The organism is Stenotrophomonas sp. Steno-Z10-HUANG (assembly GCF_056393075.1).
This window is the reverse complement of sequence record NZ_JBWJPA010000003.1, coordinates 415,168-426,893: the sequence shown is the minus strand read 5'-3', so window position 1 is coordinate 426,893 and position 11,726 is coordinate 415,168. Positions and strand designations below refer to the sequence as shown.

Genomic DNA, 11,726 nt, shown 5'->3' with positions numbered 1-11,726 from the left:
GAGGGCTAAGTTTTCGACGCTACAAGTTTGGCTCTGCGAGGAGTTGCTTTTCTAGGTACTTCCTTGCGCGACTTAGACGAGGGCTGGGCGAGCGTGGGGCTCGCCCAGCCCTTTTCGTCTATGACCCTCTTCAAGGGACTCCAGTCGATATCGAAGTCGAGTAGGGGGTGTAGCTTCTCGGCTAGAAGGGTTGGAGTGAAGGCGCGGCCGTACTTGTCCCGATAGATTCGGTTCGAGATTGCCTTGTCATCTGCGGTACTGTGGCCCGTGTAGGCACAGGCGTAGTGGTCCATTGTGGCGTCAGCTTTGAAGCGGTTGATAACTGTGTGGCGGAGGCTGTACAGGACCACTCCCTTTTTCTTCAGTTCCGCATTCTTCAGTAGCCTGCCGTTGAACCAGTCGCCGATTTCCCTGCTTACCTTCTGTTCGTGGCGGAATGCTTCAGGGAACAGCTTTTGCCCGGACTGGAACCGCTGGATGAAGCTCAAGAAGCCAAGTTGGATGACTTGGGGATGGAGAGGGATTGAGCGAATGCTGGAGGCTGTCTTGAACTGCTTCTGAGTGTCCTGCTCATCGTCATCTACAATCCCTTCTTCCCCTTCGTCATTCGGCATAAGGCGCAGATACCAAGTCCCGTTCTCGTCTTGGGCAACATCTTGGTACTGCAACTGGCTGACTTCGGCTGGCCGGGCACCAGTGAATAAGAGGAGGATGCTTCCCCATGCGTATAGCGGAAACCTGGCCTTCCTAAAGGTTTCAATCCCGGCTCCGGCGTAGAGTATCTTCAGCTCGTCATTGGAGAAGACGTGCCGTGGCTTCTTTGCTTTGGACGGTTTCACGGTGCTGAACAGTGCGGCGCCGTAACGACCATGCCAAAATCCCTTCTGCTCCAGATAGGAGAAGAAGAGGGAGATGGCGCTTCCCTTGTCCTTCAGAGTTTTTGGCGAGAGTTTGGTGTCGGACTTGCTTAGCGCAATCTGTGCTGGGGATAGCTCTGTCCTCTTGTGAGTGGCGTACCAGTCGGCGGGCAGGGTCCGCATCATCTTTTCGTAATCGGCGAAATCTCTTGCTTGTAGCTGGGTAGTGAGCTTGTTGCCGACAAGGGTGATGAATTGTTGGACATAGGAGTCGTAGTTGCTGACGGTTGCTTTCTTCCAAGTGCCGCCGTTCTCAATGCGGTTCTCCTTGACCCACATCTCCTTTGCTTCGCTAAGGGCAATTGGCTCACAGTCTGTGGCGGCAGATGGCAAGGCAGTCGCTGGCGTTGCCTTGATGGCCGTTTGGCGTGCGTAGGTACTTGCGACCTTCAATTCGCTTAGGTTGCATGTGATGGGCGAGGTAAGAACAACATCGTAGTAATTGCCATGCCCACCGCCATTGCGCAGACCGGGCTGGTCTGAGTGGACCTGCTCGACTAGCAAAGCGTTCTTTTCGGCAACCAAGGAAGCACGGATGCCGTCTCTGGTGAGGTGGGCATGGTCATCGGCGAAGTCGTTAAGCGCCTCAATGATTTGAGGTTGAAGCACACCTTCGTCGTCGTAGCCATGTCCCCAGACTTCCACGGGCTGATTGGACACCGCGATGTAGAACGTTGCGCCAGCCCGGTCCAAGGCGGCCAGAGAGTCCTTGAGCTTTTGCACCTCAACCGTGCCTGCTACCTCTCCCAAGGTCACCAGCGAGTCGCCAGCAGCTTGCGCAGGCGTGGTGTTCCCATCCATCCCAGCATGCTCCCTGATTGCGTTCAGGAGGTCGTTGTAGCGGATGGCTGAGGGGGAGACAAGGATGCGTTGCGCAACGTCCAGTGCGGCCAGCCAGTGCCGTGCGGCGAGGTGACGGGCGGTACCGGGATGGGAGGTTCGCAGGGAGGCGCGCAGTTCGACAGGGCTGCCGGGAGGCATTCGTTGCCGGCAGGCGATTGGGATAGGCCAACGGAAGTAGTAGATGCCGTTGCGGCGGTACAGGTAATTGCGGGCGGTCATGTGCGTGCTGACCGGCACAGCAACTTGTCACTCTCTGGGAACCACTTGTCCCGACAGGGTGCTCCAAAACGCGAAAACCCCGCTAGAGCGGGGCTTTCGGAGGTGTTACCCTGAATCGTTGGTGCCCAGGAGAGGACTCGAACCTCCACGGTTTTACCCGCTAGTACCTGAAACTAGTGCGTCTACCAATTCCGCCACCTGGGCGACTCAGGAGCGGAATTATGCAGGGCGTCCGCGCCGGCGTCAACCACTCAATGCATGCGCTGGCGGCCGGCAGGCGCCCGCCTGCGGCGGGAAGGGTGCCGGTGCGCGACGCATGCCAGCGTGCGCGGTCACGGGCACGCGCGCCGCGCATGCCACGGGAGAACCCGCGGTGGCGGTTTCCGGCAGCACCGTCGATGGCCCGGCGGGAAGGGCGGCGCGGATGGCGGGCACAAAAAAACCCGCCTGCGCGGGTTTCGTCGTTTCGCATCGTGGTGCCCAGGAGAGGACTCGAACCTCCACGGTTTTACCCGCTAGTACCTGAAACTAGTGCGTCTACCAATTCCGCCACCTGGGCGATGCGAGCCGGCAATTCTGGTGATCGCTGCCGGGTTTGTCAACGGGTTCCGGCGTGGCGGCGGCGCCTGTCGTACGCACTTCATGCACGTCGCACCGGGTACCATGGGGGTTGATGAAAAACAAAAAGACCACCGGGGCCGGCAAGGCCCCCAAGTCCGCCCCCGGCGCAACGCCGGGCAAGCCGCGCAAGTCGGCCAAGCTGCCGCCGTGGATGCCGGAGAGCCTGGCCACGCCCGCCAAGGGCGGCCGCGGCAAATCCCGCGACACCGCGCCACCGAAGAGTTTCGTGCGTGGTCGCTCGCGGCCGGCACCGGCCGCGGTCCTCGACGACCCCTATGCCGCGCGCGAAGCCGAACGCTACGCCCAGCCCATTGCCAGCCGCGAGGCGATCCTGCAACTGCTGGACCGCTGCGACGGGCCGCAGAACGCCGAGGAGATCGGCGCCCGGCTCGGCCTGACCGAGCCGGATCGGGCCGACGCGCTGGCCAAGCGCCTGGGCGCGATGGTGCGCGACGGGCAACTGGTGCAGAACCGCCGCGGCGGCTTCGCCCCGGTGCTGGTCACCAACCTGATTCCCGGCGTGGTCATCGCCAACCCCGAAGGCTTCGGTTTCCTGCGCCCGGACGAGGGCGGCGACGACCTGTTCCTGCCGCCGTACGAAATGCGCAAGGTCATGCATGGCGACCGCGCGCTGGCCAATGTCACCGGCATCGACCGCCGCGGCCGCCGCGAAGGCAGCATCGCGCGCGTGCTCGAGCGTGGCGTCAACCGCCTGATCGGCAACTTCAGCGTGGAGCTGGGCATCAACTACGTGGTGCCCGACGACAAGCGCATCCAGCGCAGCATCCAGATCCCGGCCGACGCCACCGGCGGGGCCAAGGACGGCCAGCTGGTGGTGTGCGAGCTGACCCAGGCCCCGGATACGCGGCGCCCGCCGATCGGCAAGATCATCGCGGTGCTCGGCGACAAGCTGACCCCGTCGCTGGTGGTGGAAACCGCCATCCACGGCCACGACCTGCCGCATGAGTTCCCGCCGGAAGTGCTGGACGAGGCGACGGCGATCCCGATGACCGTGGACCCGGCGATGATCGGCACCCGCGTGGACCTGCGCGCGCTGCCGCTGGTGACCATCGACGGCGAGGATGCCAAGGACTTCGACGACGCGGTGTTCTGCGAGCCGAACCGCGACGGCTTCCGGCTGGTGGTGGCCATCGCCGACGTCTCGCACTACGTGCGCCCCGGCACCCCGCTGGACGAGGAGGCGCTCAAGCGTGCCACCTCGGTGTACTTCCCCGGTTACGTGGTGCCGATGCTGCCGGAGACGCTGTCCAACGGCATCTGCTCGCTGCGGCCGAAGGAAGACCGCATGTGCTTCGTCTGCGACATGCAGGTGGACCGCAAGGGCGAGGTGGTGCAGTCGCGTTTCTACGAGGCGGTGATGAACTCGCACGCGCGCCTGACCTACACCCAGGTGTGGAACGCGGTGGGCGAGGACGACGCCGACGCCAAGGCCTTCATCGGCCCGCTGCTGCCGCAGATCCAGAGCCTGCACCAGCTGTACCGCATCCTGGCCAAGGCCCGCGAACGCCGTGGCGCCATCGAGTTCGAATCCTCGGAAGTGCGCTTCGTCCTGGACAACCGCGGCGAGGTCACCCAGGCCGGGATGCTGGTACGCAACGACGCGCACAAGCTGATCGAGGAATGCATGATCGCGGCCAACGTCGAGGCCGCGCGCTACCTGCTGGCCACCCACATCCCGGCGCCGTTCCGGGTGCACGAGCGGCCGCCGGAATCCAAGTTCGCCGACCTGCTGGAGTTCCTCAAGGAGTTCAAGCTGAGCCTGCCGGCGTGGAGCAAGGTGCAGCCGGGCGACTACACCCGGTTGCTGAAGAAGGTGCGCGAGCGCCCGGACGCGGCGCTGCTGGAATCGGTGCTGCTGCGCAGCCAGTCGCTGGCGGTGTACTCGCCGGACAACAACGGCCACTTCGGCCTGGCGCTGGAGGCCTACGCGCACTTCACCTCGCCGATCCGCCGCTATCCGGACCTGCTGGTGCACCGGGCCATCAAGTACGCGCTCACCGGCGGCCCGCGCGACAAGTACACCTACACCCCGCGCGAGATGGCGGCGCTGGCGCTGCAGTGTTCCGAACGCGAGCGCCGGGCCGACGAGGCCGAGCGCGAGGTGGACGAGCGCTTCCGCGCGGCATGGATGGAAAAGCACGTCGGCGGCCAGTTCGACGGCGTGATCAGCGGCGTGACCAGCTTCGGCCTGTTCGTGGAACTGGACGACTCCAAGGTCAACGGGCTGGTGCACGTCACCCAGCTGCCGCACGATTACTACCAGTTCGACCCGCTGCGCAAGACGCTCACCGGCGACCGCCGTGGCGTCCAGTTCCGGCTTGGCGACCGGGTACGCATCCTGGTGCTCAAGGCCAGCATGGAAGACCGCAAGATCGACTTCCGCCTGGTCGAGCGGCTCGATGGCGACGCCAGCGCGGCGGACCAGGGCCTGCCACCGCTGCCGCCGCGCGGCAAGCCGGCCAAGCGCGCCAAGCAGAAGTACTGAGGCACGCAACGGCCGGTGCCCCGCACCGGCCGTTTCCGTTGCGCTCGCGGGGCGGCGTGACGCTCAGAAGAACAGGCCGTGGACGGCCTGTTCCACGCGCCCGGTGGCCAGGTCCACCAGCAGCGCGTCATGGCCGTAGCGCACCCATTCGCAGCCGACCGGCGGTGTTTCCAGGTTGAACAGCCAGTAGTCGCCAAGCCGGTATTCGGGCGCGAAGAACGCCTCCGGCAGCAGCTCGCCGACGTACCAGGTGCGTTCCACCCAGCCGGGTGGCGGCAGGTAGGGGCCGATGCCGTAACGGCGGTGGGCGCGGAAATTGTGGTTGAAGTGATCCCGGTCGATCCGCGCCGGGCGGCGGTCCCAGCCCGGGGGCGGGGTGACCGGGCGGTAGCCGCGGGGGCCGTGGAAGGGCTCCGGCGCGTGTTCGCGGCCGGCCACCGGCGGGTGGCCGCCGCGCGCGTGTTCGTGCTCCTGGGCGGCGACGGCCGCGGCGGCGGACAGTGCGCCGGCCAGTAGCAGCAAGGTCCAGGCCCTGGTCATGGGTTTCCGGTTGCCGGTCATGCGCGTGCTCCTGTGGTGTCGACGGCGCCGGGCGGCGGTGTCTGCCGGCAGGGTCGCGCCAGGCGTTCCAATGATGGAAGCGGCCCTGTTGGGTGCGTCGCAGGGGCGCATTGACCATCGTTGATCCAGGGTGGCCAGCGGGCATCCGTTCAGCCGCCGCGGTGCCGGCCGGGCCGATGCACTACCATTACGCGCCCAACTCCCCCTCGCGCGGTCGCAATGAGCAAGCAGAACCAGTGGATCGTCGGCGTCAACGCCGTGGCTTCGTCGATCGAGAAGGACCCGGACAATGTCCGCGAGGTGCTGATCGAGGCCGGCAGCAAGAACCCGCGGCTGGTGGAGATCGAGGAGAACGCGCGGCGCAAGGGCATCGACGTGCGCCGCGTGGCCGCGCAGGCGCTGGGCGGCGTGGCCGGGCAGGTGCGCCACCAGGGCGTGGTCGCGCGCTATGCCGCGGCCAAACTGTGGGGCGAGAACGAGCTGGAAGGGCTGGTCGAGGCCGCCGGGGGCAAGGCGCTGCTGCTGGTGCTGGACGAGGTGCAGGACCCGCACAACCTCGGCGCCTGCCTGCGCAGCGCCGCCGCCGCCGGCGTCACCGCGGTGGTGATCCCCAAGGACAAGAGCGCGCCGGTCAATGCCACCGTGCGCAAGACCAGCGCCGGCGCGGCCGACCGCATTCCGGTGGTGGCGGTGACCAACCTGGTGCGCTGCCTGAAGGACCTGCAGAAGCAGGGCGTGTGGCTGTACGGGCTGGCCGGCGAGGCGGAGCAGACCATCCACCAGCTGGACCTGCGCGGCAACGTGGCGCTGGTGATGGGCGGTGAGTCCGACGGCCTGCGCCGGCTGACCCGCGAGACCTGCGACGGCCTGGTGCGGATCCCGATGCCGGGCGACGTGGAAAGCCTCAACGTGTCGGTGGCCACCGGCGTGGCGCTGTTCGAGGCGGTGCGGCAGCGGCTGGGGTAAGGCGCTGTCGGTACCTGGAATGACGCCGGGCGCTGCCCGGCGTCTTCGTTTTCAGGTGTGGTCGACCGTGCTGGTTTCGTCGCGCTTCTCGCGCGGCGGCAGCGGTGCGTCGCCATGCACGAGGAACCAGACGTTCTCGGCGATGTTGGTGGCGTGGTCGCCGATCCGCTCCAGATTCTTGGCCATGAACAGCAGGTGCGTGCACGGGGTGATGTTGCGCGGGTCTTCCATCATGTAGGTGAGCAGCTCGCGGAACAGCGCGGTGTACTGCGCGTCCAGCCGGGCATCGTCCTGGCGCAGCGCCTGCGCGGCGTCGGCATCGCCGTTGCGATAGGCATCGAGCGCGCGCCGTACCTGCTGCGCGGCGAGCCGGCCGAGGGCGCGCAGCCCCTGGATCTGCGGCAGCGGCGGCACCGCGGCCAGCGCGATGGAGCGCTTGGCGACGTTGGCGGCATAGTCGCCGATGCGTTCGATGTCGGCCGGGATGCGCAGCCCGGCGAGGATCTCGCGCAGGTCGCGCGCCATCGGGCCGCGCAGGGCCAGGCGCATGACGTCGTGGCTGATCTGCTGCTCCAGCGCGTCAATGGCCTCGTCGTTGGCGATGATCCGGCGCGCGGCGCTTTCGTCGCGGCGCTCGATCACGTCCAGCGCGGCTTCGAGCTGGGCGACGGACATCTCGCCCATGCGCACGATCTCGGCCACCAGGCGGTGCTGTTCTTCGTCGTAGCTTTTCACGATGTGGTCGTTGGGATGGGTGTTCATGGGCGTCTCTGGGCGATGACGGAAGCGGGAGTGCGGAAGGGGGCTTGTTCGAGGCGGATCGCCGCTGCCGCACCGGCCCGTGATTCGCTGCGGCCGTGGCGGCGGCAGCGCCCGGGCGCGTGGCCGGCGCAGCGCGCGGTGCGGCCGTGCGGGTGCGGCCGATGCCGTGGCGGCATCGGCCAGGCGCGCCGCTTCAGCCGAACCTGCCGGTGATGTAGTCCTCGGTCTGCTGCCTGGACGGGTTGGAGAAGATCACGTCGGTGCGGTCGTGTTCGATCAGGTCGCCCAGGTACATGAAGGCGGTGTAGTCGGACACGCGCGCGGCCTGCTGCATGTTGTGGGTGACGATGGCGATGGTGTAGTCGTTCTTCAGCTCTTCGACCAGCTGTTCGATGCGGCTGGTGGAGATCGGGTCCAGCGCCGAGGTCGGCTCGTCCAGCAGCAGCACGTCCGGCTTGAGCGCCACCGCGCGGGCGATGCACAGGCGCTGCTGCTGGCCGCCGGACAGGCCTAGCGCGCTCTGGCCCAGCTTGTCCTTGACCTCGTCCCACAGCGCGCCCTGGCGCAGCGCGTGCTCGACGCGGTCGGCCATCTCGGCCTTGGACAGCTTCTCGTGGTGGCGGATGCCGTAGGCCACGTTCTCGAAAATGGTCATCGGGAACGGCACCGGCTTCTGGAACACCATGCCCACCTTGGAGCGCAGGCGGTTCATCGGGTACTTCGGCGAGAGGATGTTCTCGCCGTCCAGCAGCACCTCGCCGCGGGCTTCGAGCTTGGGGTACAGCGCATAGATGCGGTTGAAGATGCGCAGCAGGGTGGACTTGCCGCAGCCGGACGGGCCGATCAGCGCGGTGACGCGCTTTTCCGGGATTTCCAGGTTGATGTTCTTCAGCGCATGGAACTGGCCGTAATAGAAGTCCAGGCCGCGCGCGGCGAGCTTGACCGGTGCCGGCGTCTGCAGGTCCTGGTGCGCGGAGGGCACGGCGATGCGCTGCATCGGCACGGCATTGCTGAGGTCGTTCATGGGCAGGTCCATGGAAGTAGGTCGGTCGTTCGGATCAATCGTTCGAAATGCGGTTGCGCAGCAGCAGGCCACGCGCGGACAGGCTGACCAGCAGCACGAACACGGTCAGCACCAGGGCGCCGGCCCAGGCCAGCACCTGCCAGGATTCATAGGGGCTGCCGGCGAACTGGTTCATCACCACCGGCACCGAGGCCATCGGCTGGAACACGTTGCTGTTCCAGTACTGGTTGCCGAAGGCGGTGAACAGCAGCGGCGCGGTCTCGCCGGAAATGCGGGCCAGCGCCAGCAGGATGCCGGTGACGATGCCGGCCATGGCGCTGCGGTAAAGCACCTGCACGATCACCTTCCACTGCGGCACGCCCAGCGCCAGCGCCGCCTCGCGCATCTGCACCGGCACCAGCCGCAGCATTTCGTCGGTGGTGCGGATCACCACCGGCAGCACGATGAAGGCCAGCGACAGCGCGCCGGCGAAGGCGGAGAAGTTGCCGCCGGTCTGCATCACGTACAGGGTGTAGACGAACAGGCCCAGCACGATCGACGGCGCCGACAGCAGGATGTCGTTGACGAAGCGCACCACCGTGCCGGCCTTGCGCGCATTGCCGTACTCGGCCAGCCAGGTGCCGGCGGCCACGCCCAGCGGGGTGCCGATGGCGATGGCCAGCGCGCACATCACCGCGCTGCCGAAGAAGGCGTTGAGCAGGCCGCCTTCCTGCATCGGCGGCGGCGTCATCTTGGTGAACAGGTCCAGGTTGATGCCCGGCAGGCCCTTGGCCAGCAGGGTCCACAGGATCCAGCCCAGGAACAGCAGGCCGAACGCGGCGGTGGCGCAGGCCATCAGCAGTGCCGCGCCATTGACCAGGCGGCGGCGCAGGTACAGCGAGTCGGCGGTGGACATCAGTTGCCCTCCTTGCGGGCCAGGCGCATCAGCATCAGGCGGGCGATGGCGAGCACCACGAAGGTGACGATGAACAGCACGAAGCCCAGCAGCAGCAGTGCCGACCGGTAGGTTTCGGTGGCCTCGCCGAAGTCGTTGGCGATCAGCGCGGCGATGGTGGTGCCCGGCTCCAGCAGCGACGGCGTCAGGCGCACGCTGTTGCCGATCACGAACGCCACCGCCATGGTCTCGCCGAGGGCGCGGCCGAGGCCGAGGAAGATGCCGCCGATCACCGCCGAGCGGGTGTAGGGCAGCACGATGTCCCAGCTCACTTCCCACTTGGTCGAACCCAGCGCGTAGGCCGATTCCTTCAGGCGGGTCGGCACGGTCAGGAACACCTCGCGCATCACCGAGGAGATGAACGGGATCACCATGATCGCCAGCACGAAGCCGGCGGTGAGCATGCCGATGCCCAGTGGCGGGCCCTGGAACAGCGGGCCGATCAGCGGCAGTCCGCCCAGGTGGTCGTTGAGGAACGGGGTGACGTATTCGGTCATCACCGGCACCAGCACGAACAGGCCCCACATGCCGTAGATGATCGACGGGATGCCGGCCAGCAGTTCGATGGCGGTGCCGACCGGGCCACGCAGCCAGCGCGGCGCGACTTCGGTCAGGAAGAAGGCGATGCCGAAGCTCACCGGCACCGCGATCAGCATGGCGATCAGCGCGGTGACGATGGTGCCGTAGATCGGCGCCAACGCGCCGAAGCGGTTTTCGACCGGGTTCCAGTCGGCGGTGTAGAAGAAGCTCAGCCCCTGCTCCTGCAGGGCGTGGCGGCCGCCCCACAGCATGGACAGCGCGGCGCAGGCCAGGGCGGTGAGCACCAGCACCACGGTGACGATCAGGAACCCGCGGAACAGGCGGTCGTTGCGGGCGTCGCGCAGGTCGCGCGAGGTGGGCGGTGCGAGGGAGGCGGCAGTGGCGTTCATGGCAGCGGCAAGGCCTGTGGGGAAGGACGGCGGGAGGCGGTGCGGAGCGCCGCGCCCGCTGGGCGCGGCGGTGGCTCGCTAGGTCCCGGTCACTTGAACTCGCTGGCCCAGTAGCCCTCGATCTGGGTCACCAGTTCGGCCGGCAGCGGCACGTAGTGCAGTTCGTTGGCCTGCTGCTGGCCGTTCTCGAATGCCCACTTGAAGAAGGCCAGCGTGTCCTGGTTGCGCTTGGCATCCTTGGGCTGCTTGCGCATCAGCATGAAGTTGGTGGCGGTGATCGGCCACGCCTGCTCGCCCGGGGCGTTGGTGATGACCAGGTTGAAGTCCCTGGCGTTGGCCCAGTCGGCGCTGGCGGCCGCGGCGGCGAAGCTCTCGGCGGTCGGCTGCACCCAGTTGCCGGCGGCGTTCTGCATCGACGCGTATGGCATGTTGTTCTGCAGCGCGTAGGCCAGTTCAACGTAGCCCAGCGAGCCCTTGATCTGCTGCACGTAGGAGGCCACGCCCTCGTTGCCCTTGCCGCCGACGCCGTCGGGCCACTGCACCGAGGTGCCTTCGCCGACCTTGTCCTTCCATTCGCCGCTGACCTTGGACAGGTAGTTGGAGAAGTTGAAGGTGGTGCCCGAGCCGTCGGAGCGGTGCACCAGGGTGATCTTGGTGTCCGGCAGCGCCACGCCCGGGTTGGCGGCGGCGATGGCCTTGTCGTTCCAGGTCTTGATCTTGCCCAGGAAGATGTCGGCCAGCAGCGTGCCGCTCAGGCGCAGCTGGCCCGGCTGCAGGCCTTCCAGGTTGACCACCGGCACCACGCCGCCGATCGCCGACGGGAACTGGCCGAGGCCGGCCTGGGCCAGTTCCTCGGAGGACAGCGGCTTGTCGGACGAGCCGAAATCCACGGTCCCGGCCTTGATCTGGGCGATGCCGCCGCCCGAGCCGATGGACTGGTAGTTGATCCGCGCACCGGTGGCGGCGTTGTAGTCGGCCGACCACTTGGAGACCAGCGGGAAGATGAACGAGGCGCCGGCGCCGGAAATCTCGGCAGCGACCTTGTCGCCGGCGGCGGCGGGCGTTGCGGGGGCGGACCCCGCGCCGGGGGCGGAGTCGCTCTTGCCGCCGCAGCCCGACAGGCCCAGCGCGATGGCCAGGGAAAGGGCGGCAAGGCCGGTCGTGTGCAGTTTCATGCGGGAGCTCCATGGCGGCAGAAAGGCCGGCGCTGCCGGCGGATGCGGCTATGAAATGATGTTTTTGTTACAGCCTGATTACATGGGCTGGAAAACGGGGCGGCGGCCATGGGGGCGGGCGCCCGGTAGCGGTGTCGCGCCGGCAAAGCGGGCGCCTGCCGGGGCGGTCCCCGCGCTCGGCATCGCGCCCCGGTTCCCCTGCTTCCTGTCCGCCGCCGCCCACGCAAAAAAAAAAGCGCGGATCACTTGATCCGCGCCCGAGGCGACGA

9 protein-coding genes and 2 tRNA genes are annotated in these 11,726 nt (G+C 67.0%); 2 read left to right on the top strand and 9 right to left on the bottom strand.

Annotation, left to right across the window (positions count from 1 at the left end; genetic code table 11):
- Positions 1-5: 5 nt before the first annotated feature.
- The 3 genes from AC06E6_RS06995 to AC06E6_RS06985 form a co-directional block, all read right to left on the bottom strand.
- Positions 6-1,979 carry a DUF6538 domain-containing protein gene (locus AC06E6_RS06995; RefSeq protein ID WP_478060713.1) on the bottom strand — a complete coding sequence of 658 codons (1,974 nt, stop codon included), beginning with the start codon at positions 1,977-1,979 and terminating at the stop codon, positions 6-8.
- Positions 1,980-2,098: 119 nt separating this feature from the next.
- A tRNA-Leu gene (locus AC06E6_RS06990) sits at positions 2,099-2,183 on the bottom strand.
- Between the two features lie 270 nt (positions 2,184-2,453).
- Positions 2,454-2,538 (bottom strand) — tRNA-Leu (locus tag AC06E6_RS06985).
- A gap of 114 nt (positions 2,539-2,652) precedes the next feature.
- Between AC06E6_RS06985 and rnr the strand changes: the two genes are divergently transcribed.
- Positions 2,653-5,106 carry a ribonuclease R gene (rnr, locus tag AC06E6_RS06980; protein ID WP_240211800.1) on the top strand — a complete coding sequence of 818 codons (2,454 nt, stop codon included), beginning with the start codon at positions 2,653-2,655 and terminating at the stop codon, positions 5,104-5,106.
- A 63-nt stretch (positions 5,107-5,169) separates the two neighbouring features.
- Here the strand turns inward: rnr and AC06E6_RS06975 are convergent, their stop codons facing one another.
- Complete coding sequence (locus AC06E6_RS06975; RefSeq protein WP_240211801.1) at positions 5,170-5,646, bottom strand: RcnB family protein; 477 nt, start codon at positions 5,644-5,646, stop codon at positions 5,170-5,172.
- Positions 5,647-5,886: 240 nt separating this feature from the next.
- Between AC06E6_RS06975 and rlmB the strand changes: the two genes are divergently transcribed.
- A complete protein-coding gene (gene rlmB / locus AC06E6_RS06970; RefSeq protein WP_161614640.1) occupies positions 5,887-6,633 on the top strand; it encodes a 23S rRNA (guanosine(2251)-2'-O)-methyltransferase RlmB in 747 nt (248 codons plus the stop codon).
- A 51-nt stretch (positions 6,634-6,684) separates the two neighbouring features.
- Here rlmB and phoU read toward each other — a convergent pair whose 3' ends face one another.
- The 5 genes from phoU to pstS form a co-directional block, all read right to left on the bottom strand.
- Positions 6,685-7,395, bottom strand: coding sequence for a phosphate signaling complex protein PhoU (gene phoU / locus AC06E6_RS06965; RefSeq protein ID WP_104939175.1), 711 nt, complete (start codon positions 7,393-7,395; stop codon positions 6,685-6,687).
- A gap of 193 nt (positions 7,396-7,588) precedes the next feature.
- Entirely contained in the window at positions 7,589-8,419 is an 831-nt protein-coding gene (gene pstB / locus AC06E6_RS06960; RefSeq protein ID WP_161614639.1) for a phosphate ABC transporter ATP-binding protein PstB, read from the bottom strand.
- A gap of 34 nt (positions 8,420-8,453) precedes the next feature.
- Positions 8,454-9,314: a phosphate ABC transporter permease PstA gene (gene pstA / locus AC06E6_RS06955; protein WP_240211802.1), complete on the bottom strand. Its 861-nt coding sequence runs from the start codon at positions 9,312-9,314 to the stop codon at positions 8,454-8,456.
- Positions 9,314-10,282 (bottom strand): phosphate ABC transporter permease subunit PstC, encoded by a 969-nt coding sequence (gene pstC / locus AC06E6_RS06950; RefSeq protein ID WP_104939173.1) that lies wholly within the window; start codon positions 10,280-10,282, stop codon positions 9,314-9,316. The genes pstA and pstC overlap by 1 nt, the downstream gene beginning before the upstream one ends.
- A gap of 89 nt (positions 10,283-10,371) precedes the next feature.
- Positions 10,372-11,457, bottom strand: coding sequence for a phosphate ABC transporter substrate-binding protein PstS (gene pstS, locus AC06E6_RS06945; RefSeq protein WP_478060711.1), 1,086 nt, complete (start codon positions 11,455-11,457; stop codon positions 10,372-10,374).
- Between the last annotated feature and the right edge of the window lie 269 nt (positions 11,458-11,726).

Coding starts and splice junctions, on each gene's coding strand:
- rnr (WP_240211800.1), top strand. CDS start 2,653: ATGAAAAACAAAAAGACCACCGGGGCCGGCAAGGCCCCCAAGTCCGCC.
- pstA (WP_240211802.1), bottom strand. CDS start 9,314: ATGTCCACCGCCGACTCGCTGTACCTGCGCCGCCGCCTGGTCAATGGC.
- pstS (WP_478060711.1), bottom strand. CDS start 11,457: ATGAAACTGCACACGACCGGCCTTGCCGCCCTTTCCCTGGCCATCGCG.
- pstB (WP_161614639.1), bottom strand. CDS start 8,419: ATGAACGACCTCAGCAATGCCGTGCCGATGCAGCGCATCGCCGTGCCC.
- rlmB (WP_161614640.1), top strand. CDS start 5,887: ATGAGCAAGCAGAACCAGTGGATCGTCGGCGTCAACGCCGTGGCTTCG.
- AC06E6_RS06995 (WP_478060713.1), bottom strand. CDS start 1,979: ATGACCGCCCGCAATTACCTGTACCGCCGCAACGGCATCTACTACTTC.
- AC06E6_RS06975 (WP_240211801.1), bottom strand. CDS start 5,646: ATGACCAGGGCCTGGACCTTGCTGCTACTGGCCGGCGCACTGTCCGCC.
- pstC (WP_104939173.1), bottom strand. CDS start 10,282: ATGAACGCCACTGCCGCCTCCCTCGCACCGCCCACCTCGCGCGACCTG.
- phoU (WP_104939175.1), bottom strand. CDS start 7,395: ATGAACACCCATCCCAACGACCACATCGTGAAAAGCTACGACGAAGAA.